Annotated in this window: 15 protein-coding genes and 2 pseudogenes; 10 read left to right on the top strand and 7 right to left on the bottom strand. The window is 75.0% G+C overall.

What is annotated here, in order from left to right; genetic code table 11:
- Positions 1-142 precede the first annotated feature (142 nt).
- The 3 genes from J3473_RS09785 to J3473_RS09795 form a co-directional block, all read right to left on the bottom strand.
- The gene (locus J3473_RS09785; protein WP_207022918.1) at positions 143-4,708 is read right to left on the bottom strand and encodes a choice-of-anchor D domain-containing protein; all 4,566 of its coding nucleotides are present in this window, start codon (positions 4,706-4,708) and stop codon (positions 143-145) included.
- A gap of 186 nt (positions 4,709-4,894) precedes the next feature.
- Complete coding sequence (locus tag J3473_RS09790; protein WP_207022919.1) at positions 4,895-5,464, bottom strand: hypothetical protein; 570 nt, start codon at positions 5,462-5,464, stop codon at positions 4,895-4,897.
- 103 nt (positions 5,465-5,567) lie between these two features.
- The gene (locus tag J3473_RS09795) at positions 5,568-6,149 is read right to left on the bottom strand and encodes an NUDIX hydrolase (protein WP_242525797.1); all 582 of its coding nucleotides are present in this window, start codon (positions 6,147-6,149) and stop codon (positions 5,568-5,570) included.
- 52 nt (positions 6,150-6,201) lie between these two features.
- On the opposite strand from J3473_RS09795, the gene J3473_RS09800 reads away from it, so the two are divergent.
- Positions 6,202-6,672, top strand: coding sequence for a hotdog fold domain-containing protein (locus J3473_RS09800; RefSeq protein WP_207022920.1), 471 nt, complete (start codon positions 6,202-6,204; stop codon positions 6,670-6,672).
- Positions 6,673-6,684: 12 nt separating this feature from the next.
- Here the strand turns inward: J3473_RS09800 and J3473_RS09805 are convergent, their stop codons facing one another.
- Positions 6,685-7,467 carry a tyrosine-protein phosphatase gene (locus J3473_RS09805; RefSeq protein WP_242525798.1) on the bottom strand — a complete coding sequence of 261 codons (783 nt, stop codon included), beginning with the start codon at positions 7,465-7,467 and terminating at the stop codon, positions 6,685-6,687.
- Positions 7,468-7,545: 78 nt separating this feature from the next.
- Between J3473_RS09805 and hemW the strand changes: the two genes are divergently transcribed.
- Positions 7,546-8,766, top strand: coding sequence for a radical SAM family heme chaperone HemW (gene hemW / locus J3473_RS09810; RefSeq protein ID WP_207022921.1), 1,221 nt, complete (start codon positions 7,546-7,548; stop codon positions 8,764-8,766).
- A 39-nt stretch (positions 8,767-8,805) separates the two neighbouring features.
- On the opposite strand, the gene J3473_RS09815 is transcribed toward hemW, so the two are convergent.
- On the bottom strand, positions 8,806-9,411 hold the full coding sequence (locus J3473_RS09815; protein WP_207022923.1) for a DUF4870 domain-containing protein: 606 nt from the start codon (positions 9,409-9,411) through the stop codon (positions 8,806-8,808).
- A gap of 147 nt (positions 9,412-9,558) precedes the next feature.
- Between J3473_RS09815 and J3473_RS09820 the strand changes: the two genes are divergently transcribed.
- On the top strand, positions 9,559-9,861 hold the full coding sequence (locus J3473_RS09820; protein WP_207022925.1) for a TfoX/Sxy family protein: 303 nt from the start codon (positions 9,559-9,561) through the stop codon (positions 9,859-9,861).
- A gap of 3 nt (positions 9,862-9,864) precedes the next feature.
- Here J3473_RS09820 and J3473_RS09825 read toward each other — a convergent pair whose 3' ends face one another.
- The gene (locus J3473_RS09825) at positions 9,865-10,740 is read right to left on the bottom strand and encodes a DUF3097 domain-containing protein (protein ID WP_207022927.1); all 876 of its coding nucleotides are present in this window, start codon (positions 10,738-10,740) and stop codon (positions 9,865-9,867) included.
- Between the two features lie 169 nt (positions 10,741-10,909).
- Between J3473_RS09825 and hrcA the strand changes: the two genes are divergently transcribed.
- The 4 genes from hrcA (at position 10,910) to J3473_RS09845 (ending at position 14,297) form a co-directional block, all read left to right on the top strand.
- Positions 10,910-11,941 carry a heat-inducible transcriptional repressor HrcA gene (hrcA, locus tag J3473_RS09830; protein WP_030529289.1) on the top strand — a complete coding sequence of 344 codons (1,032 nt, stop codon included), beginning with the start codon at positions 10,910-10,912 and terminating at the stop codon, positions 11,939-11,941.
- Between the two features lie 48 nt (positions 11,942-11,989).
- Positions 11,990-13,117: a molecular chaperone DnaJ gene (gene dnaJ / locus J3473_RS09835; protein WP_030529290.1), complete on the top strand. Its 1,128-nt coding sequence runs from the start codon at positions 11,990-11,992 to the stop codon at positions 13,115-13,117.
- A 28-nt stretch (positions 13,118-13,145) separates the two neighbouring features.
- On the top strand, positions 13,146-13,889 hold the full coding sequence (locus J3473_RS09840) for a 16S rRNA (uracil(1498)-N(3))-methyltransferase (protein ID WP_207022929.1): 744 nt from the start codon (positions 13,146-13,148) through the stop codon (positions 13,887-13,889).
- Positions 13,890-14,009: 120 nt separating this feature from the next.
- Positions 14,010-14,297 carry a DUF1905 domain-containing protein gene (locus tag J3473_RS09845; RefSeq protein WP_030529292.1) on the top strand — a complete coding sequence of 96 codons (288 nt, stop codon included), beginning with the start codon at positions 14,010-14,012 and terminating at the stop codon, positions 14,295-14,297.
- A gap of 13 nt (positions 14,298-14,310) precedes the next feature.
- Here J3473_RS09845 and J3473_RS09850 read toward each other — a convergent pair whose 3' ends face one another.
- Positions 14,311-14,748, bottom strand: a complete 438-nt coding sequence (locus J3473_RS09850; RefSeq protein ID WP_207022930.1) for a VOC family protein — start codon at positions 14,746-14,748, stop codon at positions 14,311-14,313.
- 75 nt (positions 14,749-14,823) lie between these two features.
- On the opposite strand from J3473_RS09850, the gene J3473_RS09855 reads away from it, so the two are divergent.
- From J3473_RS09855 to J3473_RS19510, 3 genes and pseudogenes are all read left to right on the top strand, one after another.
- Positions 14,824-15,171 carry a histidine triad nucleotide-binding protein gene (locus tag J3473_RS09855; protein ID WP_207022931.1) on the top strand — a complete coding sequence of 116 codons (348 nt, stop codon included), beginning with the start codon at positions 14,824-14,826 and terminating at the stop codon, positions 15,169-15,171.
- Positions 15,172-15,227: 56 nt separating this feature from the next.
- Positions 15,228-15,959, top strand: a pseudogene (locus tag J3473_RS09860) (PhoH family protein); the annotation flags it as partial.
- Between the two features lie 345 nt (positions 15,960-16,304).
- Positions 16,305-16,766, top strand: a pseudogene (locus tag J3473_RS19510) (LAGLIDADG family homing endonuclease); the annotation flags it as partial.
- Positions 16,767-16,999 lie beyond the last annotated feature (233 nt).

A 16,999-nucleotide genomic window follows, 5' to 3' on the forward strand; every position in this document is an offset into this window, starting at 1 on the left:
CGGCTCCGGTCGCCCTCCCCTGCAGAGGGCGTCCTACCACCCAGTATCGGATTCCGCCACTCGAGCGGGCAGATGCAGACGACGGAGTCCGTACCCCTCATTTGGGGGGTACGGACTCCGTCGGGTCCCGTCGGCCCTGGGGTCAGCGGACGGTGGCGGTGAACGACACCGTCGCGCGGTTGGCCGCGTCGCTGACGAACCCGATCGTCGCCGGGTAGGACCCCGCGACCGCCTGGGCGTTGAGCGTCACGGTGATCGCGCAGCTCCGGCCGGGGGCGACCGCCACGGCGCAGGTGCCGAGGGCGACGCTGTAGGCCGTGCTCGTCGACGTCGTGCCGGTGATCGACAGCGACGCCGTCCCGGTGTTGGTGATCGTCACGCTCGAGGAGGCCGAGCGCCCGATCTTCACCGTGCCGAGGGCCACCGACGTCGACTTCGGGGTGAGGACGGAGCTCGTCCCGGTGCCGGTGAGCGCCACGGCCGGGGCCGCGCCGGGGTCGTTGCTGCGGATCGACAGCGTCGCGGCGCGTGTCCCGGTCGCCCTCGGGGAGAACGTGACCCGGACCGAGCACGAGGCGCCGGCCACGACGGAGGCGCACGCCGGGTCGGCGGTCGCGGTGTAGTCGCCCGCCGCCGTGCCCGAGAGCGCCACCGAGGTGACGGTCAGCGGGGCGCCGCCGGTGTTGCGGACGCCGACGAGCTGGACGGCCGACGTGGTCGTCACGCGCTGACCCGCGAAGGTCAGGGTCGTCGGGGTGACCGTGGCGCGCGCCGGGGTCGGCGGCTCGATGCCGTGACCGGTCAGCGCCGTGCGCGACAGCACGCTCCCGTCGGCTCCGAGCACCTCGAGCGTCGCCGTGGCGTCCCCGGCGGTGGTCGGGGCCCAGCGGACGGTCTGCGTGCACGTCCCGTCACCGGGGAGCGTGGCGCCGGCGCAGGTGCCCGCACCGAGCGTGAACGCGGCGGCCTGCGGACCGGTGACGCGGACCGTCCCGAGGGGGAGCGCGCCGGTGCCCACGTTCTGCAGCGTGGCCGTGAGGTCCGTCGCCGTGCCGAGGTCGTGGTCCCCGAAGGCCAGGCTCGCGTCCCCGGTCAGGCCGGTGGCGTAGCGACCGGCGACCGCGAAGAGGTCGGTGCGCGCGACCTCGCCCTCGGGTCCGGTGACCGCGACGTGCTCGACCGGGACGCCGTCCGGGGCCCAGGTGCCGCCCACCACCTCGTGGAAGGTGACGGCGTCACCGAGGTGCCCGGCCGGCGCGGCGCGTCCGACGCCCGGGGCCCAGCGCAGGAAGCTCCCGACGACCGGGGAGGCGAGCGCCTCGGCCATGTCGCAGGGCGCCGCCCCGCACCCGACGTTCTGCGTCGCGGCGTTGCGGGCCACCGACCCGGAGGCGTCCGTGTGGACCGAGAGCGGTCCGTACGGGGTCGTCACGGTGTAGTCGGTGTCCGGGCAGAGACCGGTGGCGTGGAAGCGGGTGCGCCCGAAGACGACCTGCTGGCCGGCCTCGGCCGTCGGCCCGGTGAACGCACCCTCGAGCGCCACGCGCAGGGCGGCGGTGCCCGGAGCGACGGTGTCGCAGCCCGGCGTGGGCATCGGCTCACTGTCGGCGACCGCGTAGAACAGCTCCGGCGGGTAGTTGTCCGGGAACGAGATCGGCTGCGTCGGGTCGTAACCGTCACCGGCGAGCACGATGCAGCCGGGGTCGGTCGGGTCGTCGCACAGGTCCAGGCGCAGACCGTCGGCGTCCTGGTACCAGAGCGGGAACCCGTCCGCCCGACGCCCGGCCGAGACCGCCGGGTCCGAGGTGCTGCCGCGGCCGGAGAGCCCGACGTCGACCTGCGAGGGGCGCGCGCCCGGCGCGGTGAGGCGCAGGGCGGTCGTCCGGGTGCCGGCCGCCGAGGGGGTGAACCCGACGGTCACGGTGCACGTCCCGTCGACGGGGACCTCGGTGTCGCAGGTCGTGCCGACGACCGAGAAGTCCGTCGTGTCCCCGCCGACGAGGGCGGGTGCGTCGAGGACGAGCGGCGCGGTGCCGCCCCGGTTGGAGACCGTCACGGACTGGACCGCGGCGGCGCGGCCGACGTGGCGCTGCTCGAAGGCGAGCGGCCCGGAGGTGGACAGGGCCGCGATCCCGGCCGCGACCGACCCGACGCCGCGCAGGCGCACCTCGAACGGGTCGTTGAGCCCGGTGTGCCGGACCCGCAGGAGCGCGCTGCGGTCACCGACGGCACCGGGGGTGAACGTCAGGTCGACCTGGCAGGCGGCACCCGGGGCGAGGTCGCGACCGGAGCAGGCGTCGCTGCCCACGGCGAAGTCGGCGGCGTCGCTGCCCGCGAGGGCGAGCGAGGTGACGCCGAGCGTCTCGATGCCCTCGTTGCGCAGGGTCACCCGGGCCGGCCCGGTGCTGCCCTCCTCGACGGCGCCGGCGTCGACGACCTCGGGGTCGGCGACGAGGGGGCCGGCGAGCTTGCCCATGACCGTGAAGAGGTCGGTCTGCGCGACGGTCGCCCCTGCGCTGACGAGCCGGACGTAGTTGGCCGGAGCCGTCTCGCCGACGGGGACGTAGGAGGAGCCGACGACCCGGTGCAGGGTCGTCGCGTCCCCGAGGTAGCCGGCCGGGGCGGCGGCGCCACGGGCCGGGTCCCAGCGCAGGAAGCCGGCGAGGACGGGGCTGGAGATGGCCTGGTCCCAGGCGCAGGGGGCGTCGGCCGTCGCCGCGAGGCAGCCGACGTCGCTCGTCCCGGTCGTCCGCTTGAGCCCACCGGCGTCGTCGGCCACGAAGGTGTACGTGCCGTACGGGTGGACGACGGAGTACTCCTGGCCGGCGCACAGGCCGCTCGTCGCGTTGACGCGGATGCGCCCGAAGGTCATCTGCTCGCCGCTCACCGGCTCACCGTTGACGAAGGCGGCCTCGAGGGCCATCCGGACCATCATCTTCCCGGGCGGGCTGTCACCGCAGCCGGGCGTGGTGATGAGGTCGCTGTCGACGACGCTGTAGAAGAACTCGTCGGGGAAGGTCGTCGGGAACGCGACGGGCCCGCTGCCGGGGTAGGTGCCGCCGGCGAGGACGATGCAGTTGGGGTCGGTGGCGTCGATGCACTGCGCGAGGCGCACACCGCGCTCGTCCTGGTACCAGGTGGGGAACCCGGTGGCCGGGTCGATGGCCGGGGAGGACTTCGCGACACCGCCGAACCCGGTGCCCTGGAGGGCGACGTCGAGCGTCCCGGCGGGGTCGTCCGACGGGATGCGCAGCGTCGCGGAGTGCTCGCCGACGGCCTGCGGGAGGAAGGAGACGTCGACGCGGCAGGTGCCGCCGACCGGCACGACCGCTCCGGTGCAGGTGTCGAAGCCCTTCTCGAAGTGGGCCCGGTCCGAGCCGGCCAGCTCGAGCGTGCCGAGGGTGAGGGGGGCCGTGCCCGTGTTGCCGACCGTGACCGTCCGCGCGGACGAGGGGACGCGCAGCCGTTCCTGACCGAAGCCGAGGGACGAGGGGGCGGCGGTGGCGTGCGGCGCCTGGTGCGGCGCCGTGCCCTCGCCGGTCAGCGGGACGGTGGTGGGGGAGCCCAGGCCGTCGTGGGCGACGGTCAGCGTCGCGGTCCGGGCACCGAGTGCGGTGGGGGAGAACTGGACCCGGATGAGGCACGTGGCGTCGCGAACCAGAGCCGTTGCGGGACAGGTCGAGTCGACGACCCGGAAGTCGCCCGCGGCGGCTCCGGTGACCGTGACGCTGTTCGGCGTGGTGGTCCCCGCCGCGACGTTGCGAACCGTGACTTCTCGCACCGAGGACGACTGGCCGACCTCGGTCGAGCCGACGGTGACCGCCGCGGGGGAGACCTCGAGGGGACCGGCGACCTTGCCGGCGACCGTGAACAGGTCGGTGCGCAGCGGGGTCGCCAGCTTCGTGCCGGCGATGCTGAAGTAGTTGGCCGGGGACGCCTCACCCGGAGCGGTGTAGGTGGCGCCGACGATGCGGTGCGCGGTGACGGCGTCGCCGAGGTAGCCGGCGGGCGCCGAGGGGGCGACGGCCGGGTCCCAGCGGAGGAAGCTGCGGGCCACGGGGCTCGAGAGGGCCAGGCGCCAGTCGCACGTGGCCGGAGCGACCGGAACGCACCCGATGTCGGTCGTCCCCTGGTTGCGCGCGAGCGCGCCCGCGGCGTCGGTCCGGAAGGAGATCGCACCGAACGGGGTCGTCGCGGTGTAGGTGCCGTTGGCGCACAGGCCGCTGCTGACCGAGAGCCGGACCCGCCCGAAGACCATCTGCTCACCGGGGACCGGCGCGCCGTTGGCGAACGCGCCCTCGAGAGCGAGGCGGATCGAGGCGGTGCCGCGCTTGGTGCCCGAGCAGCCACCGGTCGTCAGCCGTTGGGAGTCGGCGACGAGGTAGAAGAACTCCGAGGGGAAGTTGGTCGGGAAGACCTGCGGCCGGGCCGGGTCGTAGCCGGCGTCGGCGAGGACCACGCAGCGGGTGTCGGTCGGGTCGAGGCACGGCGCCAGCCGGGTCCCGCCGGAGTCCTCGAACCACGTCGGGAAGCCGTGCGCCGCGTCGAGGACGGGCGACACGGCGGGCTGCCCGCCGGCCGCGAGGGCGTCCCGCGCGGGCAGCGCGACGAGGCCGAGCGCCACCGCCAGCAGCGCGACGAGGGCCGTCGTCAGCCCGCGGCGTGGCGCCGTGGCCGGACGGTGGGGATGGATGCTGGTCGCGGTCATGGCCGTGCTCCTCGGGTCCGCAGATCGCCATGGACACGGTCATTGACCCAGCGTCACCTTGGGGAAAGCCTGTGGCGCACAGGGGCGACGGGCTGCGGGCGAGCGAGCGTCCGCGCCCGCCCGCGGGCAGGCGAGGACGACGCCATCGTGCGGGCGCGCGGGAGGGGGAGGACGCCGGAGGGACGGTCAGCCGGCGCGGCGATGCTGGGGAGCGTCGGCCAGCGCGCGGGCCATCAGCTCGGAGGCCAGCTCGTCGTCGTGGAGGACCTTCGCGGCGGCCGCCGCGCGGACCAACGCGTCGCGCAGGACGCGGTCGTGTCGGGCCCGGGCGGCGGCCACCCAGGGGAGGGTGTCGTCCTCGGAGGCCAGCAACGTCGCGGTGCAGCAGCTGCGCAACGCCCGCAGGACGAGGGCGAGGGCGGTCGTCGGCGGCGCCGCGGCAGCACGGGCGAAGAGGGCGTGGGCGACCTGGACGTCGACCCTGGCCCAGCCCGGGCGCAGCACCCAGCCGTCCTCCTGCTCGACGACGAGCCCCGGGGTGCCGAGCGCGTGGGCGAGAGTGGCGGCGTCGCGGCGCAGGAGCGTCGCGCGTCCGAGGTCTCGCTCGAGGCGGGCGAGGGGGACGGGCGCGGGGGCCGCGAGGGCGAGCCGGGCGAGCAGCCGGCGGCTGCGGTCGTCGCCGAGCGCGTCGCCCGTGAGCAGCGTCGTGTCGTTGACGACGACGGCGGTCGTGCCGAACAGCCGGACCAGGCGCATCGACGGTCCTCGGGTCAGGGCGCGACGGGCTGTCGCGGGTCCCGTCGAGTCTCCGCCCTGCGGTTCCTCCGGGCGACCCGCAGGTGCGGGGTGGTCGACCCCCTCAGACGTGGGGGTCGACGGGGACCGTCGACTCCTCCACGCGCCCACCGTCGACGGCCGCGTCGCGCCACCGGTCGCGGTCGGAGGCCAGGGCGACGAGGGCGCGCAGGCCGACGGGCCAGACGAGGTCGCCGGTGGCCTCGAGCGCGTCGAGGTCCCACCACGTCAGGCCGACGACCGTCATCCGCTCCTCCTCGGTGTGGCCGGAGGTGTCGACCTCGAACGCCGGGACGCGCACCGCCCAGAAGGTCTCCTCCTGGTCGACGACCTTGTCGCTCCACCCGTGCAGGACGCGTCGCTCCAGCAGCGGTCCCTCGAGGTCGGCCTCCGTGACCCGCAGGCCGGTCTCCTCGTGCAGCTCGCGCACGACCGCCTCGGCGTCGCTCTCGCCGGGGTCGACTCCGCCGCCGGGCGTGTTCCACCAGTGCGCGACGGGGTCGAGCCCGAGGTCGGAGTCCTCGATGAGCAGCACGCGGTCGTCCTCGTCGAGCAGGAGCACACGCACCGCCCGGCGGGTGAAGCGAGGACGGTCCGACGGGGCGGGAGCGACGAAGCCGGGCTGCCCGGGCAGGGGAGGGGTCACCGGCGCCACGCTACCGAGGGCCCCGTCGCTACCCGTGGGTAACATCAGCGGGGTGACCGACACCCACGCGCTCTACCGTCGCCTCGCCGCCCGACCCCTCGGACGGGAGGCCTTCTCGGTGCTCTTCGCGCTCAAGGCGCCCTACTTCCGCACCGTGCGTCCCCGGGTGCGCGAGGTGCGCCCTCACCACGCCGAGCTCGTCGTGGCCAAGCGCTGGGGCGTCCAGAACCACCTCGGCACCGTGCACGCCATCGCCGTGTGCAACGGTCTCGAGGCGGCGATGGGCCTGCTCGCCGAGGCGACCACTCCGACCACCCACCGCTGGATCCCGCGGGGGATGGAGGTGTGCTACCTCGCGAAGTCGACGACCGACCTGCTCTGCGTGGCCGAGACCTCGCCGGCCGAGTGGGAGGTCGGCGCGTCGGGTGACGTCCCGGTGCGCGTGCGGGCCCTGCGCACCGACGGCACGGTGGTGGTCGAGGGTGTCATCACCATCTACGTCAGCGAACGTCCCTCGCGCTGAACGCGACCGGTCTCAGTCGAGGGTGAGGCGGTCGCGCAGGCGCTCGACGTCGGCGTCCGACCAGCCCTGGGCGCGCAGCCAGTCGGCCGCCCCGCCCCAGCCCTCGTCGACGGCGTCGAGGATGGCCTCCATCGACTCCGCGCGGGGCCGCTGGTCCTCGAGGCTCTGGCGCGCCAGCGCCTCGCCGTAGGCCGGCCGCGGTCTGAGCCGGCCGACGATCTGCTCGAGCCTCTCGGCGGTCAGGACGTAGTCGGCGACGATCTCCTCGCGCGGGACGCCGGCCACCGACAGGGCCATCGCCACGACCGTGCCGGTGCGGTCCTTGCCGGCCGCGCAGTGCACGACCGCGGCGCCGCTCGCGCGGGAGACGACGTCGAGGGCGGCCGCCACGGCCTCCGGCCGCTTGGCGAGGTACCCGAGGTAGTGCTTGGCCCAGAAGGCGGCGTCGCGCTCGGGCTCGTCCTCGCTCCACGGCAGCGCCCGCTCGGCGGTGTCGCGCAGGCTCTCGCTCGGGCGGCGCTCCGGGATGAGCGAGTGGTGGTGGTGGGTCAGCGACCCCACGGCGTGCAGCGGCCCCGGACCCTCGACGTGCACCTCGGCCTCCGTGCGCAGGTCGACGACGTCACTGACGCCGAGCTCGCGCACCAGCCGGTCGACGTCGGCGTCGCTGAGGTCCTGGAGGTTGTCGGAGCGGATGAGCCGCCCCGGCACGGTCGTGCGGCCGTCCCGGGTCGGCAGCCCGCCGAGGTCGCGCATGTTGACGAGTCCGTCGAGGTGGATCCAGCGGTCTGTCACCTCGTCATCCTAGGCAGCGCCGGTGGACGACCGGGGGCAGGGGAGCGGCCGGTGGGTGGACCTTGCGAGACTGGGGTCGTGCCCCGACTGCCCGCCGGCGACCCCGCGCCGGCCTCCGGCGAGCTGCCCGCCGACGCGCTCGCCCGCCTCGCCGACGGACGGTTCGGCCTCTACCTCCACGTGCCCTTCTGTGCGGTGCGCTGCGGCTACTGCGACTTCAACACCTACACGCTGACCGAGCTGGGGCCCGGCGCGTCGACCGAGGACTTCGCGGGCACCGCGCTGGCCGAGCTCGACCTCGCCGCCCGGGTGCTCGGCGCCGCCGCGCCGGTCGTCGACACCGTGTTCGTCGGCGGCGGGACGCCGACCCTCCTGCCGGCGCACGACCTCGTGCGGCTCCTCGACGGCGTGCGCGAGCGGTTCGGGCTCGCCGACGGAGCCGAGGTGACGACCGAGGCCAACCCCGACTCGGTGACGCCGCAGGGCCTCGAGACCCTCGCGGCGGGTGGGTTCACGCGGGTGAGCCTCGGGATGCAGAGCGCAGTCCCGAGCGTCCTCGCCACCCTCGACCGCACGCACGACCCGGCACGGGTCGGGCAGGCCGTCGCCGCCGCGCGCGCCGCCGGCCTCGCGACGAGCCTCGACCTCATCTACGGCACCCCCGGGGAGTCGCTCGACGACTGGCGCACGAGCCTCGAGGCCGCCCTGGCGCTCGAGCCCGACCACGTCTCGGCGTACGCCCTCGTCGTCGAGGAGGGCACGCGGATGGCCCGGCAGGTGGCCCGCGGAGAGCTGCCCGAACCCGAGGGCGACGACGAGGCGGACAAGTACGAGCTCGCCGACACGATTCTCGCGCAGGCGGGTTACGGCTGGTACGAGGTGAGCAACTGGGCACGCACGCCGGCCGACCGGTGCCGTCACAACGAGGGCTACTGGCGGGGCGACGCCTGGTGGGGCGTCGGTCCCGGGGCGCACGGGCACGTCGGCGGCGTGCGCTGGTGGAACGTCAAGCACCCCCGCGCGTACGCGGCCCGGCTGGCGGCGGGCGAGTCCCCGGCGGCGGCCCGGGAGGTCCTCACCGCCGAGCAGCGCCACGACGAGGAGGTGCTCCTCGGGGTGCGACTGCGCGAAGGGCTCGACCTCCGCCGGCTCGACGACGCGGGCCGGACGGCCGTGGCCGGGCTCGTCGCCGACGGGCTGCTCGAGGGACCCGCCGCCGTCCGCGACCGGCGGGCCGTCCTCACCCTCCGCGGCCGCCTGCTCGCCGACACGGTCGTGCGCCGGCTGCTCGGTCCCTGACGGGGGAGCGGCCGGCGTACGGACCGGGTCAGCCGCGGGTCACTTGACGAAGCGCGGCGTGAACGGCGGGTTCCACCACTCGCCGTTGTTCGCCTTGACCATCCCGATGATGTGCATGACGAACGCGTAGATCCCGACGAGGAAGATCGTCACGAACCCGACGAGCACGAACATGAGGATGACCGAGACGACGACGCCGATGGCGGTCGTGATCTGGATGTTGAGCGAGTTCGCCGCGTGCGCCCGCACGAACGGCCCGCGGTCCTTGTAGACGAGGTAGATGACGAGGCTGCCGACGAAGCCCAGGGTCCCGGCGCTGATGACCATCGCCACGAGCCCGGCCGCGTGGCTGAGCAGGGCCCAGGTCTTCTCCTCCTGCGCGGTCAGCGGGGCAGCGGGCGCGTACTGGGGCTGGCCGTACTGCTGCTGGCCGTACGGCTGCTGGGCGTACTGCTGCTGCCCCGGGGCCTGCTGCGCGTACTGGGGCTGCGGCGGGGGCGGGGGCACCTCGCCCGCGGCCGGGGTCTCCCAGCCGGGCGTCGGTGCGGGGGCGGCGGGGGGCGCCGGGGGCTCGGCCGGCGGCGGCGGCACGATCTGCGTGGGCTCGTCGCGCGGGGCGTCGTCGCGAGGGGTGTTCTCGCTCATCTCTTCCTCCTGGAGTGGGTCTGGGTCCATCGAACACCCGACGGCCGCGCGGCCCAAGGGGTTCCGGGGGCATGTCGGGGTCCGGGTCGGGGTGCGCTCAGGGCCGACCCCTACCGCCGGCGCCGGCGCCGGGGCCACACTGGGCCCGTGGAGCTGCTCGAGCGGGTCCGGGCGGCGCTGCCGCCCGCGGAGGAGAAGCGGATGTTCGGGGGCGTGGCCTTCATGGTCGACGGCGCGCTCGCGTGCTCGGTCGGGTCCCGGGGCCTCCTCGTGCGGACCGGTCCGGAGCGCTTCGACGAGCTCGTCGCCCGCCCCGGCGTCGAGCCGATGGTCATGAAGGGGCGGACCAGCCGGGGGTGGGTCGACGTCCACGCGTCGGTGCTCGAGGACGACGACGCGCTGGCGGGCTGGCTCGAGGTCGGCGTCGCCGCCGCACGGGCCGCCCGCTGACGCCTACTCAGGCGCCGTCACGAAGTCGATGAGCTCCTCGACGCGACCGAGCAGCTCGGGCTCGAGGTCGGTCCACGAGTCGACGGAGGCGAGGATGCGCCGCCACGCCTGCGCCATGTCGGCCTGGGTCGCGTGCGGCCAGCCGAGGTGCGCGGCGATGCCGTGCTTCCACGACGTCCCGCGCGGGATGACCGGCCACGCGTCCATCCCGAGGCGGCCGGGCTTCACGGACTGCCAGACGTCGACGTAGGGGTGGCCGACGACGAGGACGTGCTGCGCCCAGGGGCGCAGCGCCCGCGCCTCGTCGACGACGCGCGACTCCTTGGTGCCGGGCACGAGGTGGTCGACGAGCACCCCCATCCGGCGGCCGGGGCCGGGGGCGAAGTCGCGGATGGCGCCCGCGAGGTCGTCGACGCCGTCGAGCATCTCGACGACGACACCCTCGACGCGCAGGTCGTGCCCCCACACCTTCTCGACGAGCTCGGCGTCGTGCTTGCCCTCGACGAAGATGCGCGAGCCGCTGGCGACGCGGGCGCGCTGCCCGTGCACCGCGACCGAGCCGCTGGCCGTCCGGGCGCCCGCGGCCTTCGCGGCGGCGAGGCGCTGGGCCTCGGCGGTCCGCGGCGCGACGAGGGTCACGGGGGAGCCGTCGACGAGGAAGCCCGGGCCGAGCCGGAAGCCCTTGGTCCGGCCCCGCCGGTCCTCGAGGTGGACGACGTGGACGCCGCCGGCCTTCTCGACGCGCACGACCGCGCCGACCCATCCGGTCTCGACGTCCTCGACGACCGTGCCGGGCTCGGCCGGCAGCTCGACCGAGCGCCCCCGCCGGGGAGCGCGCCAGTCGCCCGAGAGCACGTCGGATCCGTACCTGTCCACCACGGCCGCGAGGCTAGCCGCGAGCGGCGACGGTCGCCGGGAGCGGCACGCGGGAGCGCCCCTCGGCTTTCGCGCGTGACGGTGCGACGACGTAGCATTGGCACTCGGACGGCGAGAGTGCCAGAGCCCGCCGTGCCGCCCGACCCGACGAGCCGCCCGAGGAGGAGCCCCGATGAGCGAGGACCGCCGCCTGCGCGTGCTCCGGGCCATCGTCCAGGACTACGTGCACACCTCCGAGCCGGTCGGCTCCAAGGCGCTGCTCGAGCGCCACCACCTCGGCGTCTCCGCGGCCACCGTGCGCAACGACATGGCCGCGCTCGAGGAGGACGGCCTCATCGCCGCGCCCCACACCAGCGCCGGCCGGGTGCCCACCGACGCCGGCTACCGGCTCTTCGTCGACCGTCTCTCGCAGATCAAGCCGATGTCGACCGCCGAGCAGCGCGCGATCGCGCACTTCCTCGAGGGGGCCGTCGACCTCGACGACGTCGTCGACCGCACGGTCCGGCTGCTGGCGTCGCTGACCCGGCAGGTCGCGGTCGTGCAGTACCCGTCCCTGTCGCGCTCCTCGGTGCGCCACGTCGAGCTCGTCCCGATCGGCCCCGGGCGGCTCCTCGTCGTCCTCATCACGACGACCGGCCGGGTCGAGCAGCGGGTCATCGAGGTCCCGGCCGACCTGACGACCGACGACGGCGAGCGCGTGCTGTCGGCGCTGCGCACCGAGCTCAACACGGCGACGGCCGGCCGCACCCTCGCCGACGCCTCCTCCGAGCTCGCGGGCGTCCCCGAGCGCTTCGAGGACGGGGCGCGACCGGTCGTGCGGGCGGTCGTCGGCGCGCTGGAGGACTCCCTCGTCGAGGAGCGCGAGGAGCGGCTGGTGCTCGCCGGGACGGCCAACCTCGCCCGCGCCGGCGGCGACTTCACGTCGAGCATCGGCCCGGTGCTCGAGGCGCTCGAGGAGCACGTCGTCCTCCTGCGCCTGCTCGGCACGGTCGCCGAGGAGGGCGGCAGCCTCGCGGTGCGCATCGGGCACGAGAACCCCTACGCCGGGCTGCAGTCGACGTCGATGGTGAGCACCGGGTACGGGTCGGGCGCCGACCTCGTCGCCGGGCTCGGCGTCGTCGGCCCCACGCGCATGGACTACCCCTCGACGATGGCCGCCGTCCGCGCCGTCGCCACCTACGTCTCCCGGATCCTCGCGGACTGACCCGCGCGGACCCCGCCACCACACCGACCCACGGAGGACCCCCCACCCGTGAACGACTACTACGCCGACCTCGGCGTCGCCCGCGACGCGAGCCCCGAGGACATCAAGCGCGCCTACCGCAAGGCCGCGCGCCGGCTGCACCCGGACGTCAACCCCGGCCCCGAGGCCGAGGAGCAGTTCAAGAAGGTGTCGCAGGCCTACGACGTGCTGTCCGACGCCGACAAGCGCCGCCAGTACGACATGGGCGCCGACCCCTACTCGGGGGGCGCCGCCGGCTTCGGCCAGGGCTTCTCGTTCAGCGACATCATGGACGCCTTCTTCGGCGGGCAGGCGGCCGGGCCGAACGCCGGCCCCCGCTCGCGCACCGCCCGCGGCCAGGACGCGCTCGTCCGCCTCGACATCGACCTCGGTGACGCCGTGTTCGGTGGCGAGAAGGAGCTGACCATCGACACCGCGGTCGGCTGCGGCACCTGCCACGGCGACGGCCGCCAGCCCGGCACCGGCACGCGCACCTGCGACGTCTGCGAGGGCCGCGGCGAGATCCGCCAGGTCCAGCGCAGCTTCCTCGGCCAGGTGATGACGACCCGTCCGTGCATGACCTGCCAGGGGTTCGGCCAGATCATCACCGACCCCTGCTACGAGTGCAGCGGCGACGGCCGGGTCCGCACCCGCCGCACGCTCACCCTGCGCGTCCCGGCCGGTGTCGACACCGGCACCCGCATCCAGCTCGCCGGCGAGGGTGAGGTCGGCCCCGGCAACGGCCCGGCCGGTGACCTCTACGTCGAGGTCGCGGTCCGCAAGCACCCGGTCTTCCAGCGTCGCGGCGACGACCTCCACGCGAGCGTCGAGCTGCCGATGACGGCCGCGGCGCTCGGGGCCTCGCTCTCGATGGACACCTTCGACGGGGCGCAGGAGCTCGACATCAAGCGCGGCACGCAGTCCGGCGACACCCTGACCCTGCGCGGCCTGGGTGTCACGCACCTGCGCGGCGGTGGGCGCGGCGACGTCATCGTCCACACGAGCGTGCAGACCCCGACGAGGCTCGACGGCGAGCAGGAGGAGCTGCTGCGGCGGCTCGCGGCCCTGCGCGGCGAGGAGCGTCCGCAGGGGAAGATGGCCAACCCCGCCGACGGCGGCCTGTTCGGCAAGCTGCGCGACGCCTTCAAGGCCCGCTGACCCCGGCTCGTCCGACGCTCCCAGCCCGATGACGCTGCCCGTCCACCTCGTCCCCGCCGGGACCCTCGACGCCGTGGGCCCCGGCTCGGCCGTGCGGCTCGACGGACCCGAGGGCCGGCACGCGGTGGCGGTGCGGCGCACCCGTGTCGGTGAACGGCTGGTGCTCGCCGACGGGGCGGGACGAGCCGTCGAGGGGGAGGTCGTGGTGGTCGAGCGCGACACCCTCGACCTGCGCGTCGACGAGGTCCGCGACGAGCCCGAGCCCGCGCCGCGCTTCGTCCTCGTCCAGGCCCTGGCCAAGGGGGAGCGCGACGACCAGGCGGTCGAGGCGGCCACCGAGTGCGGGGTCGACGAGGTCGTGCCGTGGCAGGCCGCGCGCAGCATCGTCCAGTGGCGCGGGGAGCGCGGCGAGAAGGCCCGCCGCAAGTGGGACGCCGTGCTCGTCGCGGCCACCAAGCAGTCACGGCGCACCCGCCGGCCGGTGCTCGGCCCGACCGTGACCACCGCGGGGCTCGTCGAGCGCGCCCGGGACGCGGCCCTCGTCCTCGTCCTCCACGAGGACGCCGAGGCCCCGCTGGCCGGGGTGTCCCTGCCGGACGCCGGGGACGTGCTCGTCGTCGTCGGGCCCGAGGGCGGCATCGCCCCGGAGGAGGTCGCGGCGCTCGAGGCGGCCGGCGCGCGGACGGTGCGGCTGGGCGCGACCGTGCTGCGGGCGTCGAGCGCCGGTCCGGCCGCGCTGGCGGTGCTCAGCGCCGCCTCCCGCTGGCGCTGACCCGACCTCCCCACCGCTCCCCGTCTCACCGCGAACGCGTGTGAGACCGCCGGGGACGACCGGCGGGTCCACACGCGTTCGCGACGGGCGCGGGGTCGGGGACGGTCCTACGCTGGCGCGATGGACCTGGAGTTCACGGGGGAGGTCGTGGAGTGGCGCGGCCCGGCGCCGCACCACTTCGTCGCGCTGCCCGAGGCCGAGGCGGCCCGCGTCCACGAGGTCGCGCGGCTGGCGACCTACGGCTGGGGCTGCATCCCGGTGGCGGGACGGCTCGGGGGCAGCGACTTCACGACCTCGCTCTTCCCCAAGGACGGCGGCTACCTGCTGCCGCTCAAGCTCGCGGTGCGCCGCCGCGAGGGTGTCGAGCTGGGTGACGTCGTGACGGTGTCGGTCTCGCTCGACGTCTGACGCGCGCCGCCGCTCACACGACGCAGAGCTCGTTGCCCTCGGGGTCGGCGACGACGACGTGGTCGAGCGCGCCGTCGTGGTGGTGCTCGGCGAGGACCGAGCCCCCCGCCGCCAGCAGCCGGCGCACGGTGGCGTCGAGCGCGGCCCGACGCTCGTCCGCCGGCCGGTGCCGGCCACCGCTCACCTGGAGGTCGAGGTGCAGCCGGTTCTTCGCCACCTTGCGCTCCGGCACCCGGAGGAACGAGAGCCGGGGGAGCGCGCCGTCGGGGTCGACGAGGAAGGCGCCGTCGTCCCACTCCTCCTCCGGCACGTCGAAGAAGCGGTTCCACTCCTCCCACGAGGCGAACCCCTCGGGCGGGGGCGCGTCGACGTAGCCGAGCGCCTCGCGCCAGAACGCCGCGACCGTCCGCGGCTCCGCGCAGTCCACGGTCACCGTCCAGCGCACCGTCATGCCGCACCTCCTGCTCGTCGGGGGCTCCAGTGGAGCACGCCGCGCCGACACCCCGCGCTCGTCTAGGGTCGGCGCATGAGCGAGACCTCCGAGTGCCTGTTCTGCCGCATCCTCGCGGGTGAGGTCCCGGCCGACGTCGTCGCCGAGACCGACCACTCGCTGGCCTTCCGCGACATCGGCCCCCAGGCACCGACTCATGTCCTGGTCATCCCGCGCCGACACGTCCCCGACGTCGGGACGCTCGCCGCCGAGTCGCCCGAGGAGCTCGCCGACGCCGTCGCGCTCGCGGCCCGCGTCGCCGACGACGAGGGTCTCGAGGGGTTCCGGCTCGTCGCCAACACGGGCGCGGCCGCGCAGCAGACGGTCTTCCACTGCCACCTGCACGTCCTCGGCGGGCGCGAGCTGACCTGGCCCCCCGGCTGACGGGCGCGCATTCCCGCGTGATGACCGTCGGTGCGGGCCTCTAGACTGGCCCGACGATGTCAGACGCGCAGAACGACGGCCCGGCCCCCGACGCCGGCTCCAGCCCCAGCCAACCGCACGTGCCGCTGCACACGGTCACGATCCCGGCCGACGTCCAGATGGTGACGCTGCTCGGTCCCCGTGACGAGATGCTGCGGACGATGGAGCGCCAGTTCCCGCAGGTGCAGGTGCACGTGCGCGGCAACGAGTTCCACCTCGCCGGCCCGAGCGCCGAGGTCGCCCTCATCGAGCGGCTCATCGACGAGCTCCTCGACGTCATCGACGGTGGTCAGCCGCTCAACCGCGACGCCGTCGAGCGCTCCATCCAGATGCTCCGCGCGCAGACCGTCGAGCGTCCCGCCGACGTCCTGACGATGAACATCGTCAGCAACCGCGGGCGCACCATCCGGCCGAAGACGCTCAACCAGAAGCGCTACGTCGAGGCGATCGACGCGAACACCGTCGTCTTCGGGATCGGGCCCGCCGGCACCGGCAAGACCTACCTCGCGATGGCCAAGGCGGTCGCCGCTCTCCAGGCCAAGCAGGTCAACCGGATCATCCTCACGCGTCCGGCCGTCGAGGCGGGGGAGCGGCTCGGCTTCCTCCCGGGCACGCTCAACGACAAGATCGACCCGTACCTGCGGCCGCTCTACGACGCGCTGCACGACATGGTCGACCCGGAGTCGATCCCGAAGCTCATGGCCTCCGGCACCGTCGAGGTCGCGCCCCTGGCCTACATGCGGGGCCGCGCGCAGCCCCTCGACAGCCGGGTCCACACCCCTGATGGCTTCCGCCGCTTCGGCGACCTGCAGGTGGGTGACCTCGTCACCGGCTCGGACGGCCGTCCCACGCCGGTCATCGGCGTCTACCCGCAGGGGCGGAAGGAGGTCTTCCGCGTCACCACGCAGGACGGCGCGTCGACCCTCGCCTGCGGCGAGCACCTGTGGACCGTCCGCACCCCGGAGGACAAGCGGCGGGGCCGCTGGCGCACCGTGCAGACCTCCGAGATGGTCGGTCGCCTACGCCGGGGCCACGTCCACCGGTTCGAGCTGCCTCTCGTGGAGGCCGTCGAGGTCGTGCCCCAGGACGTGCCGATGGACCCGTACGCACTCGGGCTGCTCCTCGGCGACGGCTGCCTCACGACGTCGACCACTCCGTCCTTCACGACGGCCGACCCCGAGCTCGTCGAGCGACTCGAGGAGGCCCTCGGCGAGCCGCTGCTCGCGGTCGACGTCGTCCACAAGAACGGCTACGACCACGTCCTGCGTCACCGCGGTCACGGCCGCGGTGGCCTGCGCGTCGCGAACCCGGTCACCGAGGTCGTCCGCGCCCTCGGCCTCGCCGGCACGACGTCCCACACGAAGTTCGTCCCGCCGGTCTACCTCGACAACGCGCCGTGGGTGCGGTTGGCCGTGCTCGAGGGCCTGCTCGACTCGGACGGTGGCCCCGTCACCCAGGTCGACCGGACCTGCCGTGTCCAGTACTCGACGACCTCGCCCCGACTGCGCGACGACGTCGTCGCGATCGTCCGTTCCCTCGGCGGCGTGGCCACGTGGCGCGTGCGCCCGGCCGCCGGGCGTGCGCCCGGCCTGGCCAAGGGGCGTCCCGTCGAGCACCGCCACGACTCCTACACGGTCGAGCTCCGCCTCCCGGAGGGCTACATCCCGTTCCGCCTGGGGCGCAAGCGCGACACGTTCCTCCGCCACGGCGGCGGCCGGCCGATGCGCTACGTCGAGTCGATCGAGCCGGCGGGCATCGCCGAGACGATGTGCATCCAGGTCGCGGCGGC

This window comes from Phycicoccus sp. DTK01 (assembly GCF_017312765.1).
In the GTDB taxonomy this organism is placed as follows: domain Bacteria; phylum Actinomycetota; class Actinomycetes; order Actinomycetales; family Dermatophilaceae; genus Phycicoccus; species Phycicoccus jejuensis.